We start from the raw sequence: 16,198 nt of genomic DNA on the forward strand, positions 1-16,198 counted from the left end.
TACTCATCCAGGCAATCTATAGCAATTGAGGCCGCAGATAGTACCGTTGACAGAATAGTTATGCAATATTTCTGCGTTAAAAGTTAAATATAACCCGTATTTCCTCTTAAACATAGCACAAAATAGCGAAGGGCAAAGGCGGCGAGTATAAATGTCGGCATTCCGCGAGAAATGCCGGACATTTTACGGGGGTAACATTTTTATAACTGATGATTTAGCGGTTCTCAATCGACTGGCGCAGCGTGCCTGCCGGGGCATGAACGCTGCCGCCAATGTAGCGTACGTCGTCGACAGCCCAGCACTGACCTTCACGGATCATCAGTACCTCATCCTGCCAGGACTGGGTCCCCTGGGTCAGCTTGACGCGCAGCGGAATGTTTCGCGCATCGGTGTTGGGAATGGTAGAAGCGCTGGCCACTTCCGCACTGTCCGGCAGCGTGGTACGGCTGGAGAACGGATCGGATTTAAGCAGGGTATTATGCTGCGGATCTCGGGTGGCGTCGTTGAGCAGTTTTGCCAGACCGTCGCTCAGGTAAGGGCGCAGGCCGGTGAGATCGTTGCTGCGGTGCTGAATGCGGTAATCATAGAACTGCTGCGCCACGGTGTCCGGGCCGCCGTCAATGCAGGGGCCGCTGCGGGTACCAATATCCTTAAAGGCTGGCGTGACCGTGGTGGTACAGGCACTGAGCACCAGCGCGCAGGGCACCAAAAGTGTTAAAGCAGAGTAGCGCATGTTGATTTCCTTATTTATTAACTATCCTTTCAATCATAGCGTAACGAACCGATAATGCTGTGCCTAAGGCATTGAACGCTAAAGAAGGAGAGAAACTATGCAGTTTTCAACAACGCCAACCCTGGAAGGGCAAACAATAACCGAGTATTGCGGCGTGGTGACCGGGGAAGCAATTCTCGGTGCCAATATCTTCCGCGACTTTTTTGCTGGCATCCGTGACATCGTGGGTGGACGATCCGGTGCCTACGAAAAAGAGCTGCGTAAAGCGCGAGAAATTGCCTTTAAGGAGCTGGGCGAGCAGGCCAAGGCGCTGGGTGCGGATGCGGTAGTCGGCATTGATATCGACTACGAAACGGTCGGGAAAGATGCCAGCATGCTGATGGTGAGCGTCAGTGGAACGGCGGTGAAAACCCGGCGATGAAGCGTTCGCTCTCCACTCTCCTGCTGGCGCTGTTGCTGGCAGGATGTACATCGGAAAAGGGCATTGTTGATAAAGGCGCGTACGCGCTGGATACCCGCCATCAGGCGCAGGCGGCCTACCCGCGAATAAAGGTGCTGGTGATCCACTACACCGCCGATGATTTTGACACGTCGCTGGCGACCCTAACCGATAAAAACGTCAGCTCTCATTATTTGATCCCCGCAAAGCCGCCAGCACCGGACGGCAAGCCGCGTATCTGGCAACTGGTACCCGAGAGCGAACTGGCCTGGCATGCAGGTATCAGCTTCTGGCGCGGTACCAACCGAATTAATGATACGTCTGTGGGCATTGAACTTGAAAATCGTGGCTGGCAAAAGTCTGCTGGCGTAAAGCATTTTACACCTTTCGAACCCGCGCAGATTGCGGCGCTGGTGCCACTCGCCAAAGACATCATTGCCCGCTACAACATCAGACCTGAGAACGTGGTGGCCCATTCGGACATTGCGCCGCAGCGCAAAGACGATCCCGGTCCGTTGTTCCCGTGGCGACAGCTGGCTCAGCAGGGGATAGGCGCATGGCCCGATCCCGCGCGCGTCGCATTTTATATCAACGGACGACCACGCTTTCAGGCGGTGGATACCGCAGCGTTACTCGATTTGCTTGCGCGCTACGGCTATGACGTACCGGCCAACAGCACCCCAGCGCAGCAAAAACGTATCATCATGGTATTCCAGATGCACTTCAGGCCTGACCTGTGGAACGGCGTCGCAGATGTCGAAACGATGGCCATTGCTGAAGCGCTTTTAGAGAAATACGGGCAGGGGTAATCCTTCGGATACCCCCGAAAGCGCCAATTACTCCTGATTTACTTGAGATTAATCTTAGGTACAAACTCAATTCATTTTTAGTTAATTGACTTAAAATTATCCGCATTTAAGATAGACACATAGCTTGCTAATTAATGCAGCAAATAAATATATCTCATTCATCTTTTATTTTTCTCCTTGAGCGTATCATCAGGAAAAATATTCTAAGGCCAAGGTTTTTTTTGCTTTGGTCTGCATACTAAAAATTAACATCTTAAATCGGGTATAACAATGTTAAGTATTTACGGTAAAAAGTTACGTCCACAGGACGAAATGAATAGTATTATTTCTGCAACCTCAGGTTTTGAAGAGAAAACCTTAAAGAAATGGCAGAAAATATCCACCTCTGATTCACAATATATTCATATTATCGTCAGCGGCGAAGTTGAATTCCGACGTGAATCCGACGAACTGTGTATGTTCACGGTTACCGGCCAGTGCATTTTTGGTCTCTCTTCGATGTACTACGACGCGACCCATATGTACGGCCTCGTTCGGGCCAATACCGTGGTGCGCTCAATTAAAAAAGAGACCTTCGCACAGCTCATGACGGATAACAATTTATGGCCTCAACTGACCAAAGTTCTCTCCTGGTATATTTGTATGTTGAGCAAACGTGACGATGTTCTGGTTGCCCGCAGTGCCTATTCAGTCGTACGTGAGTTTTTATACGAGATCAATGACCTGATTGTTCATCAGCAACGCGATATTAACGTTTATGATTATATTCAGGAGTACACCAACCTGGCTCGTAGCACCATCATTAAAATTCTTTCCGATCTGAAAAAAGGTCAATATATTGTTGTGGAAAAGGGAAGACTCCTTAACCTGACAGCCTTGCCTGAAAAATATTAACTACTCCAGCCGGTCTCCTTTCTCACTCAAAGGGGACCGGGCATCCACTTTATGATTCACATCCCTCTGCGAATTATCCTGCGTTTCGTCAACCGGCGGCGCGGGAATTTTGCCTTGCGAATAATCTTGCTCTTGTTCTTTTAACGCCTGCTTAAGTAACTCGCTTATAGAAGCGTCATCACTGCCTGTGCTGGCGGAGGCGGCTTCGTGTGCTTCGGTTCCGGGTAACGTATCCCGGGAAGTATCATGGGGCACGTCACCATCAGGTGCCTGCTGCCAGTCGGCATCATCGCTGTTGATGGGCAGATCCTGCATGGCAGGAACATCCGCCTGCACCGGAGCCGGTTTTGGCTGCGGATGCGGATGGGGATGCGGGAACGGCTTGCTCACATACACATAGTGCATATCTGAAAGCTGCGTTTCCGGTTTCGCGGCGCTTGCTTTGACCGGTTCCGGCGCCGGATGGCGCAGGTTCCAGTAAACATGCGCGTACAGCCCTGCCATGATCATGGCGCACAGAGCCACCATCCCTAAAAAGGCATGGCTAACGATGTTTCTCAGACGGGGGAGGCGGTATGAAAACCAGACCGCCTCGCCGGTGGTGTAACTGCGCTGAGCCGCAAGACAGATGGTAGACATTAGGAATGCTTCTCCTGCGTGTTGGCGTCGGGTGTGGCATGCGTGGTCTGGAGCAGTACGCTCGGCGCGGTATGGGTTTCACGCATCAACTGCATCAACGTATCTTCGCCAGGAATGCCATCCACATGCAGATGCATTTTTTGCTGGAATTCGCGGGTGCGTTTCATCATCTCCGCCGTCCAGGTCTGCGAATGGGTTTCTGGCTGGCCAAGCGCCAGGCTCAACTGCTGGTCAAGCCAGCCCATGTCTTTCGTGTCGCTGGCGGCACTGATAGCGTCTTTACCTTCCGGCGTCAGGCGATGCAACTGGGTAAAGTTGCCGGTCGCATGCTGGTTAAACCAGCGGCGACTTACCTGCCAGGTACGGTTATTCATCAGCAGGTCGAGTGACGTATCTCCGACGCGGGCGACCACGGCATAGTTAAGATGATCGCCGGTTTTCAGCTCGCTCACCCACGGATACCCCTCCTGGGCCAGCGCATCGGGTGAGGCATTCCCCTGTTTACACATCAGGTTCACCTTCGCGGCGTTCTGGCACAGGGCATCATCCGCCGAGGCGTCATACCCCCACATCAGGTAGAGCTGGTGCATGGCATCCGGCTGATTAACCATTTCGTTGTCGATGACCGGCACCACCGGTGCTTCAACTTTTGGCGCCTGCTGTTTCCAGCTGACGGGTACCGGGAGTTGAACCGGAAGTTTTCCGGCGATCGACGACGTTAAATACCAGCCGCAGGCGGCGAACAGCACTGAGGCAAAAAGCCCCACGGTTGCCAGGCGCTTACCGTGTTTTTTCGCCGGGAGGATCTCCCCTGCCGCCAGCCGTAAATGACGCGGGCTGACCTGGGCTGCACGTTCGGTCCAGGCAGCCAGCATCGACAGATGCGACAGTTCATTCAGTTTGCTGATATTCCCCTTGGTCAGCGCATGCATTTTACGCACGCGTGCCGGGGATAACGGTGCGTTCTCGCACCCGTGTTCTTCACACTGCGCCTGTACATAGCTGAGATATTCCCGGCAGGTAAGGGGACGCAAAGAGTGGCGAGTATGCGCATATTCACGCAGTTCAGATTGCTGCATCAGAACAACGTCCCGATCCGCCGCGCCCGTCAGCACCACCGACAGGCGAAACGCCAGCTCCTGGGCACGGGTGAGTAGCATCGCCAGCACCTCGTGACAGCTCTCTTTCATCGCCTCGCAATGGCTAACGATCAGTACCTTCGCCCGGTTTTTTTCCGCCTGCCACTGGTGCAGTACGGCATCCACCGCCTGAATCCGGTTCTTGTTCTCTGTGGTTCCCGGGCTGAGCTTGTACAGCAGGCTACTGGCACTCAGTTTTGGAAACGCATTAATAGCAAGCACGTCGGGGTGGGTAGATTTGAGGGCGTCACTGAACTGCCCCAGCAGAGGGGCATCGTCGGAAAAGAGCCCGATAATTCCCGCCTGTTGGGTTTTCTCCTTCAGCAGGTTGAAAACATCCTGATGATAAGGCACCAGAAAATCGCCGTTTGAGCGGACGATCTTCCGAAAGGGCGGATTTTTAAAATTAAAGTGCTTCTGATACATAACGACTTACCGTCTCTGATTGGGAATAGCAACAGGACGAGAAAGTAAAGCAACGTCAGGGTGTGGTCAATTTACACACAGGGTAAAAATATCCACTGGACGACGCCTAACATCTGGATTTTATACGGTCAATAGTTTTCTGTATGAAAGTTAGTGGCAAAGTCAGTGGTCGAATTTACAGCAGCTCATTACTATTTCCTCACATGTTAGCGCAGCACGACGCTGCTTATTTTCGCTTTGCTATAGGCCAGATGAAAAATGAGGTTCTCATTTCTGTCACGGTGGATAACCCCCTGTATTATGTTTGCGCTGTTGCTATTTTGCGGCCAACAAGGGTATCTGACGTTTAAAGATTATAAAAAAGTTACAAATAAGTTGGCTAATTCTGATGTGCAGCCGCTGAAAAAACGTCGCGAAGAAAAATCCTTCACGCTTTTCACGGCTGCTGTTCGCCAGGATAACGTCGAGATAGCGGCAAAAGCGCCGCTGGCAGCGGAGATCGAAGGTATCGTGCGCAGTGATGATGCCTGGCTCTCCTTCGCCGTCATTAAAACCCCCGGAGGGGCGAGAAGCTACCGCGAGGGCGAGCCGTTGACCGGTTTTACCGACGCGTTTGTTCAGGAAATTAATAAAGATAATGTGGTGGTTAATTATGAAGGTGCTACGCAGGTACTCGCATTAAATAAGCCGGATTATTTTAAGGGCGGCGTTGACAGCGGCCCGGTGACGAAATCGACGAAGGATGCAGGCGCGGAAAGCGTGCATCTGGATGATTATCTGGTGTTAAAACCTCTGATCGAAAAAGGCCAGCTGGAAGGCTACAACATTAATCCAAGGAACGCCTCCGCCTTCTTCAGTCATTCAGGACTGGAAAAGGGGGATGTGGCGGTAAAAGTAAACTCTGTCGATATGACCGATGAAGCAAAGGCAAAAAATATTATTGCCAACTGGTCGAAAATGAAAGAAGCGGAGGTCGTCGTCAGACGTCACGCTCACCTTGAAAATATTCGGATTAATGTTCTAAACAATTAACAAGTGTACAGCCATGAAGAAATTTCCTTGGGCGTGCGTGGCGCTGACCGCATTGTCGTTATATTCAGGTTCGCTGTTCGCGGCGAACTTTAGCGCGAGCTTTAAAAATACCGATATTCGGGAGTTTATCGATACGGTAGGCCGCAATCTTAATAAAACCATTCTTGTCGATCCGTCCGTTCAGGGCACGGTATCCGTAAGAACCTATAACGTGCTGACGGAAGATGAGTATTACCAGTTCTTCCTGAGCGTGCTGGACCTGTACGGCCTGTCGGTGATCCCGATGGACAACGGCATGGTCAAAGTGGTGCGTTCAAGCGTCGCCCGCACCGCCGGGGCGCCGCTGGCGGACAGCAGCAACCCGGGCAAAGGGGATGAAATCATCACCCGCGTCGTGCGCATGGAAAATGTGCCAGTACGCGAGCTTGCTCCGCTGTTGCGCCAGCTCAACGACGCAACCGGCATCGGTAACGTGGTTCACTTTGAGCCGTCCAACGTACTGCTGTTAACCGGTAAAGCCTCGGTGGTGAACCGCCTGGTGGATCTGGTTCAGCGCGTGGATAAAGACGGTGTTCAGCGCCGTGAAATTGTGCCGCTGCGCTTTGCCTCTGCCAAAGAGCTCTCAGACATGTTGAACAACCTCAACAACGAAGAGCAGAAAGGGCAGAACGCACCGCAGCTGGCCACGAAAGTGGTTGCGGATGACGAGACCAACAGCCTGGTGATCAGCGGCTCGGAAGCGGCGCGCACCCGCACCCGCTCTCTGATTCATGAGCTGGATCGCGAGCAGAACAACGAAGGGAATACCCGCGTGTTCTATCTCAAATACGCCAGCGCCACCAAGGTGGTGCCGGTGCTGACCGGGATTGGCGAACAGCTGAAAGACAAAGCGGGCGCGCCAAAGGCGAAAACCGCCGCCGCGTCCAGCGATCTGAATATTACCGCCGACGAGTCAACCAACTCTCTGGTGATCACCGCGCAGCCTAACGTGATGAACTCCCTGGAGAAGGTGATCGACAAGCTCGATATCCGCCGTCCGCAGGTGCTGGTGGAAGCCATCATTGCGGAAGTACAGGACGGTAACGGCATGGATCTGGGCGTGCAGTGGACCAGCAAGCACGGCGGCGTCCAGTTCGGATCCACCGGCCTGCCAATCGGGCAGGTCAAAAATGGCACGATGAAAGGGTTGTCGTATACCGGTCTGGCAACCGGCTTCTTTAACGGTGATTTTGGTGCGCTGATGACTGCGCTCTCCACCGGGTCCAAGAACGACATTCTTTCTACGCCAAGCGTGGTGACGCTGGATAACAAAGAAGCGTCGTTTAACGTCGGTCAGGATGTGCCGGTACTGTCCGGTTCGCAAACGACCAGTGGCGACAACGTCTTTAACTCCGTTGAGCGTAAGACGGTGGGGACCAAGCTGAAAATCGTGCCGCAGATTAACGACGGCGACATGATTCATCTGAAGATTGAACAGGAAGTCTCCAGCGTTGACGCTAACGCGACTGAAGACGCCAGCCTCGGCCCAACCTTCAACACTCGTACCATCAACAACGAAGTGATGGTACACAGCGGCCAGACCGTGGTGTTGGGCGGTCTGATGGAAAACGTCACCAAAGAGACCGTCTCCAAGGTGCCGCTGCTGGGCGATATTCCGCTGGTGGGCCAGCTGTTCCGCTACACCTCTGAGGATACCTCTAAACGTAACCTGATGGTGTTCATCCACACCACGGTGCTGCGCGACGACGACAACTACAGTGCGGCGTCGAAAGAGAAATATGACCAGATCCGTGCTCGCCAGCAGCAGCGCATGGAGGAGAAAAAGCTGGGCATCGTAACGAACAGCAATAACCCGGTGATGCCAGCATATCCGTCCGCGCCTTCTGCAGACGCGGTGCCGGTGAAAACCAGCGCAGCCGCAACGCGCAACCCGTTTAAACAGTAAGGCGGAGGGGCAACGTGGACGAACTGAGTAAAACCCTGTGTAGCAGCAGCTATGCAAAAGATAACGGCGTTTTATTTTACAACAATGACGTCTTTATCCGTGAAGACACCCCGGCATTTGCGCTGCTGGAAGTGCGCCGGGTGCTGGGACGCACGTTCGTCCCGGTGACTCTGACGCCAGAGGCCTTTGACGAGCTGCTGGCGAAAATCTGGCAGCAGAGCAGCGGCGTCTCTCAGCAGCTGGTGGACGATATGGACGCGGATATCGATCTGATGGCGTTAACCGAGGAGATCCCGGATAACGAGGATCTGCTCGACAACGACGAAAACTCGCCGGTGATCCGCCTGATCAACGCCATTCTTGGCGAGGCGGTCAAAGATGGCGCGTCGGATATTCATATCGAAACCTTTGAGCGCACGCTGAGCATTCGTTTTCGCGTTGACGGCGTGCTGCGCCCGGTGCTCCAGCCAGCGCGCAAGCTCGCGCCGCTGCTGGTGTCGCGCATCAAGGTGATGTCAAAACTCGACATCGCCGAGAAGCGTTTGCCACAGGATGGACGTATCTCCCTGCGCATTGGCCGTAAGGCAATCGACGTGCGTGTATCGACCATTCCTTCGCAGTACGGCGAGCGTGTGGTGATGCGTCTGCTCGATAAAAGCAATCTGAAGCCCGACATCAACAAGCTTGGCCTGATTGATGAAGAGCTGGAAAAGTTGAAAGGGCTGATTGACCGCCCGCACGGCATCATCCTGGTCACCGGGCCGACTGGCTCCGGTAAAAGTACCACCCTGTACGCCATTCTTTCGGCGCTGAACGGTCACGAACGCAACATTCTGACCGTAGAAGACCCGATTGAATACGAACTGGAAGGGGTGGGGCAGACGCAGGTTAACCCGCGCGTGGACATGACCTTTGCCCGCGGACTGCGCGCCATTCTGCGTCAGGATCCGGATGTGGTGATGATCGGGGAAATTCGTGACGGTGAAACCGCGCAAATTGCGGTGCAGGCGTCGCTCACCGGTCACCTGGTCATGTCTACGCTGCACACCAACAGCGCCGCGGGGGCGATCACCCGTCTGCGGGATATGGGACTGGAATCCTTTTTAATTGGTTCATCGTTGCTCGGTGTCATTGCCCAGCGTCTGGTGCGTCGGCTGTGTACGCACTGCCGGACCACCAGTCCGCTGGACGCCAATGAGAAAGCGCTGTTCAGCTTTATGGACACGCCGCCAAAAGCCATCTACCGCGCGGTGGGCTGTGAACACTGCCGGCAGAGCGGCTACCAGGGGCGCGCCGGTATTCATGAGTTTCTGGTGGTGGACAGCATCATGCGCCGCGCCATTCATGAAGATAAAGACGAAATGTCCATTGAAACGCAGCTCTTTAAGCAGGCCTACAGCCTGCGTGAGAACGGCCTGCTGAAGGTCATTAGCGGCGTGACCTCTCTCGAAGAGGTTATGCGCGTTACCGCCGAGCGTGGAGGAGATGCGTAATGGCCTTCTACGCCTGGACGGCAACGGATGCAGCGGGGAAAACCCAGCGCGGCACGCTGCAGGCTGAGGGGCAAAAGCAGGTTCGCCAGATGTTGCGCGAGCAAAAGCTGATGCCCGTCAGCATCAACGAAACCCGTGAGGCTGCGTCTGCCGGAAAAGCGAAAACCGGCGCAAAGCTCTCTACGCCGGTGCTGTCGATGTTTACCCGCCAGCTTTCCACGCTGGTCAACGCGGCGCTGCCGCTGGAGAGCGCGCTCAAAGCGATTTCCAAACAGACGGAAGACAAAAAGCTGGCGGCGATGGTGGTTGAAATTCGCGAGAAGGTGGTGGAAGGGCACACGCTGTTTGACGCCTTCAGCCAGTTTCCGCGCACCTTCGACAAACTCTACTGCACGCTGGTGATGGCCGGTGAAAAGACCGGTCACCTGGGCGACGTGCTGGAAAAGCTGGCCGAATACAACGAGCAGCGTCAGAAGATGAAAAGCAAGCTGACGCAGGCGATGGTCTACCCGATTACCCTGACGGTAGTGGCCATTGCGGTCATCAGCATTCTGCTGGTCGCGGTGGTGCCGCAGGTGATCGAACAGTTCACCCACATGAAGCAGCAACTGCCGATCACCACCCGCACGCTGATTGCGGTGAGTGATTTCCTGCAGGCTTACGGGATTTATATCGCGGGCGGCATCGGCGGGGGGATTGTCGGTTTCAAAGCCTGGGTCAGAAACGTCAAAAACCGCTTTCGCTGGCACAGCTGGCTGGTGAACGGTTCGCCGATCAAAAAACTGGTGTGCGCCATCAACAGCGCCCGCTATATCCGCACCCTGAGTATTCTGCAGGCCAGTAGCGTGCCGCTGCTGGAGGGGATGTATATCGCGATGGACGGTATCGAAAACCTCTACGCCCGGCAGGTGCTGGAGCAGGCGGCGGATACCGTCCGCCAGGGGGCATCGCTGTATGCCGCACTGGAGCAGGCGAGACTCTTCCCGCCGACCATGCTGTATATGATTGCCTCCGGGGAAGAGAGCGGCGAATTAGGTAATTTAATGGACCGCGCGGCGGAAAACCAGGAATCGGGATTACAGCATCGCATTACGTTAACGCTGTCGGTATTTGAACCGGCGCTGGTGGTATCCATGGCAACGATTGTTTTATTCATCGTGCTGTCAATATTACAACCGCTTCTGCAACTTAATAATATGGTAGGTTAAATCATGGCTTTAAAACGTAAAAACCTGGCTCGCCAGGCGGGCTTCACATTGCTCGAATTAATGGTGGTCATTGTTATTCTCGGCGTACTGGCGAGTATGGTGGTGCCCAATTTAATGGGTAATAAAGAAAAAGCGGATGCCCAAAAGGCGACCAGCGATATTGTCGCGCTCGAAGGTTCGCTGGATATGTATAAGCTGGATAACCACCGTTATCCGACAACCGAACAGGGCCTGCAGGCGCTGGTGACCAAGCCGGAAATCGCGCCAATCCCGAACGGCTACCGCGCGGATGGCTATATTCGCCGTCTGCCGCAGGACCCATGGGGTAATGATTATCTCCTCGTAAGCCCGGGTGAGCACGGTGCGGTTGACGTCTTCTCTTCCGGCCCGGACGGTGAAGCCAATACCGCCGATGATATCACGAACTGGTCTCTGGATAAGAAAGAGAAATAATGAAAAATCAACGCGGCTTTACGTTGCTGGAAATTATTCTGGCGCTGGTGATATTTGCCAGCTGCGCCATGATGGTGGTGTCAACAATACCTTCGCGCAGCGGTGCGGATATATTTGGCCAGCAATTAAAAGCCCTCGTTGATTATGGTTCAGACCGTGCGGTGATGGACGGAAATATCGTCGGACTGGTGATCACCACGGATAACTATCAGCTGGTGACGCTCGAAGATAAAGAGGGCGAGCGTCGCTGGGTACCGTTATCCGCGGGTCGTATCACCACCAAAGGTGATTTCCCGGAGGAGATGCACGTATCGCTCTCGCCGCAGCGCCTGGCCGCGACGCTGACGTCCGATCCGCAGGTGCTTTTTTTGCCGGACGGCGAAATCAGCCGCTTCACGCTGACGCTGCAAAGCTATGACAAAGAACACCATTTCCGCGTGGTGTCGCAAGGCGCGGCGCCCGTATCGGTAGAAAACGATGGCTAACGGTAAGAAAAAGCAAACGGGGATGACGCTGCTGGAGGTCATGGTGGCGCTGGTCATCTTCTCCACCGCCGCGCTGGCGCTGATGAACTCGGTGTCTCTGAACGTGCGTTTCACCCACGGCCTCGCCGATACGCTGCAGGCCAGCTGGGTGGCGGAAAACCAGCTGGCGGAAGTGCAACTGACTAAAAGCGACTTTCCCGATGCCGAAGAACGGGGAAGCGAAACCATGGGCGGGCGCGGCTGGACGTGGCGTAAACAGCGCATCAAAACGGCGGACAACCGCTGGGCAAACGCCATCAGCGTTTATGCGGAAGGCGACGACAGCCAGCCTGTGATATCGCTGCAGATTGTGCCGCCGGGAGAGATCAAGTGAACAAAGCCCGACGCCAGCGCGGATTTACCCTGCTGGAGATCATGATTGCGCTGACCATTTTTGCGGTGATCAGCACCCTGGCCTGGCAGATTCTGGACGGCGCGATGCGCACCAGTTCGGCAACCGACGCCAGCGCGGCGAAGCTCAATCAGCTTCAGCGCGCCTGGAGCCTGATGGAGCGCGATTTTTACCAGCTTCAGGCGCGCGCGCCGCGCAACGAGCCGGACCTGTTCCGTCAGGTCGATGATGCGCTGGAACTGACCACGCTCAACGGCGTGAGCGGTACGGTGCAACTCGAACGCGTGCGCTGGCGGCTGGAAGAGGGGCGTCTTTACCGCGATGTCTGGCCGGTCATTGACAGCCCGGCGGACGTTAAACCGGACGAAGTGCCGATCGTCAGCGAGGTGAAATCCCTGACGTGGCGTTTTTACCGTCAGGGCTGGCAGAAAAGCTGGAGCGACCCGGCGCATCTGCCGGACGGGGTTGAGCTGACGCTGACGATGGAAAACGGTGATACCTGGCGCTGGGTCTTCACGACCCCGGGCGATCTGCCTGCGGTGGCTGCATCGGCACCGGCACCTGCCACCGGGTCAGACGCCGCGCCTGCCGCCGCGCCAGAGGCAGGGACTGCGCCGCAACCCGCGCCACAACCTGCTCCGGAGGCGAAACCATGAGTGCCTTACGCAAACAGAAAGGGGTGGCGCTGCTGGTGGTGTTGATCCTGCTGGTGATGATGTCGGCCCTGGCCGCCAAAATCAGCCAGCAGTTCTGCCGCAACCTGCAGAAAACGCATTATCAGGTCAGCCAGCAGCAGCTGCGCTGGGCGATGCAGGCCCAGGAAAAAGTGGTCAAAGACCGTCTGCAGAGTGACGCCAGCGGCGAGAGCAACGCGCTGTCACCGGAAGGGGACTGGCAGCAGCCGCTGGAAACGCAGGGGGAAGATTACACGGTGGTAAGCCAGGTCGAAGATGCCCAGGACTGCTTCAACGTTAATAACCTGCTGGCAGCAGAAAAGCCTGCCCAGGGGCAAGCGCAGACTGCCGTGCCGGAAAAGCCGCGCAACGAGCGAATTGTTGAGCAGATCCTGACGCAGAGCGGGCTAAGCCAGTCCACGGCGGAAGAAGTTTACCTCCAGCTGGTGGACTACCTCGATGGCGACACGACGACGGCCAAAGAAGGCGCCGAGAGTGATGCCTGGGCAGGCGTCGTGCCTGCCCGTCAGCCGGCTAACCAGATGATGCGCACCATTGCGGAGATCAAACTGCTGCCTGCGTTCCCGGCGGCGGCATATCCGAAGGTAAGCAAACTGCTGTGCGCGTTACCGGACACCGCCAGCAAGGTGGATGTGAATACCCTGAAACCGGAGCAGGCCGCCTTACTGGCCGCCCTGTTCCCGGCGAAATTAACTGAAGATGACGCCCTTCGCCTGATTGAATCACGTCCGGAAAGCGGCTGGGAAAATATGGAGACCTTCAGCAAAGCGCTGGAGCAAACCTTCCCGCAACTGAAAGATGACCTTCCGCAGGTGGCAGAGCTTCTCTCAATAAATAGCCGGTATTTCCGCGTTAACTACACCGGCAATACCGATGAATTAACGCTTCGTGTGGTAAGCCAGCTTCAGGTTAATAACGAAGCCGGTGAGATCGTGACGTGGCAGCGTCGTTACCGAATGATTGAATAAGAAAAGTAGATCGCTATGAAACAGGTACTTTTTGTTCGTCCCGACAGCTTCGAGGGCGGGAAAATAATGTGGTGTGTCTCCGGCACTCAGCAGGTGGAAACCGTGGCTAGCCTGGAGGCACTGGCGGATCATCCGCTGGCGACGCGCGTATGTCTGCTGTTGCCGGCCAGCAGCATGATCTTCCGCCATTTTACGTTGCCGAAAAAGGTCGCTTCTCTGGCGACGGCGTTCTCGTGGATGGCCGAAGAGACGCTGATTGGTGACGTGGACGCGCTTCACTGGACCGTGCTTAGCAAAAAGGGCGCAGAGGTCGACGCGGTGGCGATCGATGCCGACAGTCTTCAGGCGTGGTTAACCCGCTGTCAGGAGGCGGGTCTGACGGTGGTGCAGGCGCTACCGGATGCCTGGCTGCTGCCCGTGACGGCGGGCGGCAGCACGCTGGTTGCCGAAGGTGAAACCTGGTGGCTGCGGTTATCCCCGCACGTCGCGGGTGAAATGGAGGCCAACCTGCTGCCGCTGCTGATGCAGAAAGCCGGAGAGGGTGAGGTCTGCTGCTACGGTGATGCACCTGCCGGTGTGGATGCCGATGTTGTGCTGCCCTGGCAGCATCCGCTGGTGCTGATTCAGCCCCAGTGGCAGGCCTGCCGCGTCACGCTTCTGCACGGGGCGTTCAGCGCCAAAGCCAGCAATGGCAAAGCCGCCAGACGGTTAAACGTGGCGATGGCCGCCGTAGGGCTGCTCTCCCTTAGCCTGCTGCTGGGGCCGCGCATTGCGATGGCCTGGATGCTGGTACAGCAGGAAAATCAGATCCAGCAGGAGATCCAGCAGGTCTACGAACACCATTTCCCGAGCATGCGTCACAAGACCAATATTAAGTACCACTTTGGTCAAAACATGAAGAAGCAGGGTAAAGGGATCTTTCTTCAGTTTGACGATCTGGAGAAAGCCCGACAGGCCGTTCCGGCAATGGAAATCGACCTGCTGGAATACGATGCGCGGCAGAATACGTTGACGCTGAGCGTCAGCGCACAAAACCAGACCGCATTACAGACGTTTGTGAACCAGGCCAGTGAGAAATTTGATTTCACCCTGCAGCCCGTGTCCACGTCAGCACCTTATACCGCCATGATCGCAGGGAAATATAAATGAAACAGCGAATTGCGCAGCTTAAGTCTCGTTACCAGAATTACAGCGCCAGGGAAAAAGTCATTTTAAAAATATGTGCCGCCGCCCTGCTGGGGGCCGCGGTCTATTACGCCGGGGTTATGCCGCTGGATAATATGATTCAAAATAGTGCTTCGACCCTGGCCAGACAAAAAGAAACCCTGAACTGGATGCGCAGTGAAATAGATAAAAACCATTTGCAGGTTCAGGTAACCAAAACAAATAACCCGCGTGCGCTGGTGGAAAATAGCGCCCAGGAGATCCATCTTCCCCTGACGGATGTGCATCAGGATGGACAAACGTTATCGTTCGTGGTCAGCCGCGTGAACGTTTATGAATTAAAGAACTGGCTGCGGGAAATTAACCAGACCTCCGGCGTCAGGCTGCAGAAAATGAACCTTACGCCGGTGGATCATCTCAGCGACGTGAAGGCTGAAGTGCAACTCACGTGGGGTAAAACCGCATGAACAGCGTTGCGCTGATGCGGGACGTCTACCCGGTGGGGTTCGCGATCGCGAGCGCGGTGTTAGGCGGCATGGTGGGCAGTTTTCTCGGCGTTGTCGCCGAACGCGTGCCGGCCATGGTAAGGGAAGAGGAGGGATGCGGAAACCTGCTCTTTCCGTCCTCGCACTGCCCGGTGTGCCAGCACGCGCTGGCGGCCTGGGAGAATATTCCGCTGGTGAGCTGGCTGCTTCTGCGCGGGCGATGCAGCCAGTGCAAAACCGCTATCCCGCTGCGAATCTTTCTGGTTGAGCTGGTTTCCGCCCTGTTTTTTGGCCTGACGGCGTGGTGTATGCCCGACGTTCAGGCGCTGTTTTCTCTGTGGCTGATGGCCGGCTTTTTAGTCCCGCTGACGATGATTGACTGGCGGCATCAATTGCTCCCGGATTGCCTGACCCAGCCGCTGCTCTGGGCGGGACTGTTGCTTCATGCGTTCGATCACCAACTGCCGCTACGCGACGCGCTGCTCGGCGCGGTGGCGGGCTATATGTCTCTTTGGTTGCTGTACTGGGCGTTTCGTCTGGCTACCGGGCGGGAAGGACTGGGATACGGTGATTTCAAGCTGCTGGCGGCATTAGGTGCCTGGTGCGGCTGGCAGGCTCTGCCCTCAATTGAACTCGCGGCCGCGTTGAGCGGTATCGTTGGGTATTTTGCCTTAAATAATTTAAATAAAAATAACCTCACTATTTCTTTCGGACCTTATCTTTCTTTTGCTGGAATAGTTGTGTTTATTGGGCAGCAGTTTGCTTTCATATTTTAAATATACAGGTCAAGCTTTTTTATA

At 55.2% G+C, this 16,198-nt stretch carries 18 protein-coding genes; 15 read left to right on the forward strand and 3 right to left on the reverse strand.

Annotation, left to right across the window (positions count from 1 at the left end):
* Nucleotides 1–214: 214 nt before the first annotated feature.
* Nucleotides 215–733, reverse strand: a complete 519-nt coding sequence (locus G0034_RS07160; protein WP_014883164.1) for a lipoprotein — start codon at nt 731–733, stop codon at nt 215–217.
* Nucleotides 734–830: 97 nt separating this feature from the next.
* Here G0034_RS07160 and G0034_RS07165 point away from each other — a divergent pair, with 97 nt between their 5' ends.
* From G0034_RS07165 to G0034_RS07175, 3 genes are all read left to right on the forward strand, one after another.
* Nucleotides 831–1,154, forward strand: a complete 324-nt coding sequence (locus G0034_RS07165; RefSeq protein ID WP_023332507.1) for a heavy metal-binding domain-containing protein — start codon at nt 831–833, stop codon at nt 1,152–1,154.
* Nucleotides 1,151–1,981 (forward strand): N-acetylmuramoyl-L-alanine amidase, encoded by an 831-nt coding sequence (locus G0034_RS07170; RefSeq protein ID WP_014883166.1) that lies wholly within the window; start codon nt 1,151–1,153, stop codon nt 1,979–1,981. Before G0034_RS07165 ends, G0034_RS07170 begins: the two co-directional genes overlap by 4 nt.
* A gap of 270 nt (nt 1,982–2,251) precedes the next feature.
* Nucleotides 2,252–2,875, forward strand: a complete 624-nt coding sequence (locus tag G0034_RS07175) for a helix-turn-helix domain-containing protein (protein ID WP_014883167.1) — start codon at nt 2,252–2,254, stop codon at nt 2,873–2,875.
* Here G0034_RS07175 and G0034_RS07180 read toward each other — a convergent pair whose 3' ends face one another.
* Both G0034_RS07180 and G0034_RS07185 read right to left on the reverse strand, forming a co-directional pair.
* Complete coding sequence (locus G0034_RS07180; protein ID WP_045268550.1) at nt 2,876–3,514, reverse strand: type II secretion system protein GspB, cryptic system variant; 639 nt, start codon at nt 3,512–3,514, stop codon at nt 2,876–2,878.
* The gene (locus G0034_RS07185) at nt 3,514–5,079 is read right to left on the reverse strand and encodes an ExeA family protein (protein ID WP_179120663.1); all 1,566 of its coding nucleotides are present in this window, start codon (nt 5,077–5,079) and stop codon (nt 3,514–3,516) included. Before G0034_RS07185 ends, G0034_RS07180 begins: the two co-directional genes overlap by 1 nt.
* A 300-nt stretch (nt 5,080–5,379) precedes the next feature.
* On the opposite strand from G0034_RS07185, the gene gspC reads away from it, so the two are divergent.
* From gspC to G0034_RS07245, 12 genes are read left to right on the forward strand one after another with little or no spacing between them, the layout of a single operon-like run.
* Nucleotides 5,380–6,111 (forward strand): type II secretion system protein GspC, encoded by a 732-nt coding sequence (gene gspC, locus G0034_RS07190; protein ID WP_014883170.1) that lies wholly within the window; start codon nt 5,380–5,382, stop codon nt 6,109–6,111.
* A gap of 13 nt (nt 6,112–6,124) precedes the next feature.
* Entirely contained in the window at nt 6,125–8,056 is a 1,932-nt protein-coding gene (gene gspD / locus G0034_RS07195) for a type II secretion system secretin GspD (RefSeq protein ID WP_014883171.1), read from the forward strand.
* Nucleotides 8,057–8,070: 14 nt separating this feature from the next.
* Complete coding sequence (gene gspE / locus G0034_RS07200; RefSeq protein ID WP_179120664.1) at nt 8,071–9,549, forward strand: type II secretion system ATPase GspE; 1,479 nt, start codon at nt 8,071–8,073, stop codon at nt 9,547–9,549.
* Nucleotides 9,549–10,757, forward strand: a complete 1,209-nt coding sequence (gspF, locus tag G0034_RS07205) for a type II secretion system inner membrane protein GspF (protein ID WP_014883173.1) — start codon at nt 9,549–9,551, stop codon at nt 10,755–10,757. Before gspE ends, gspF begins: the two co-directional genes overlap by 1 nt.
* A 3-nt stretch (nt 10,758–10,760) precedes the next feature.
* Nucleotides 10,761–11,210: a type II secretion system major pseudopilin GspG gene (gspG, locus tag G0034_RS07210; protein WP_014883174.1), complete on the forward strand. Its 450-nt coding sequence runs from the start codon at nt 10,761–10,763 to the stop codon at nt 11,208–11,210.
* The gene (gene gspH, locus G0034_RS07215; RefSeq protein ID WP_014883175.1) at nt 11,210–11,695 is read left to right on the forward strand and encodes a type II secretion system minor pseudopilin GspH; all 486 of its coding nucleotides are present in this window, start codon (nt 11,210–11,212) and stop codon (nt 11,693–11,695) included. Before gspG ends, gspH begins: the two co-directional genes overlap by 1 nt.
* A complete protein-coding gene (gene gspI / locus G0034_RS07220; RefSeq protein ID WP_023332514.1) occupies nt 11,688–12,068 on the forward strand; it encodes a type II secretion system minor pseudopilin GspI in 381 nt (126 codons plus the stop codon). Before gspH ends, gspI begins: the two co-directional genes overlap by 8 nt.
* On the forward strand, nt 12,065–12,742 hold the full coding sequence (gene gspJ / locus G0034_RS07225; RefSeq protein ID WP_179120665.1) for a type II secretion system minor pseudopilin GspJ: 678 nt from the start codon (nt 12,065–12,067) through the stop codon (nt 12,740–12,742). The genes gspI and gspJ overlap by 4 nt, the downstream gene beginning before the upstream one ends.
* On the forward strand, nt 12,739–13,749 hold the full coding sequence (gene gspK, locus G0034_RS07230; protein ID WP_179120666.1) for a type II secretion system minor pseudopilin GspK: 1,011 nt from the start codon (nt 12,739–12,741) through the stop codon (nt 13,747–13,749). The genes gspJ and gspK overlap by 4 nt, the downstream gene beginning before the upstream one ends.
* Nucleotides 13,750–13,764: 15 nt before the next feature.
* Nucleotides 13,765–14,898, forward strand: a complete 1,134-nt coding sequence (gspL, locus tag G0034_RS07235; protein WP_179120667.1) for a type II secretion system protein GspL — start codon at nt 13,765–13,767, stop codon at nt 14,896–14,898.
* Nucleotides 14,895–15,380 (forward strand): type II secretion system protein M, encoded by a 486-nt coding sequence (locus G0034_RS07240; RefSeq protein ID WP_014883180.1) that lies wholly within the window; start codon nt 14,895–14,897, stop codon nt 15,378–15,380. The genes gspL and G0034_RS07240 overlap by 4 nt, the downstream gene beginning before the upstream one ends.
* On the forward strand, nt 15,377–16,174 hold the full coding sequence (locus G0034_RS07245) for a prepilin peptidase (protein ID WP_179120668.1): 798 nt from the start codon (nt 15,377–15,379) through the stop codon (nt 16,172–16,174). Before G0034_RS07240 ends, G0034_RS07245 begins: the two co-directional genes overlap by 4 nt.
* The last annotated feature ends 24 nt before the right edge of the window (nt 16,175–16,198 follow it).

The sequence above is a fragment of the Enterobacter sp. T2 genome (assembly GCF_010692925.1).
GTDB lineage: Bacteria > Pseudomonadota > Gammaproteobacteria > Enterobacterales > Enterobacteriaceae > Enterobacter > Enterobacter kobei.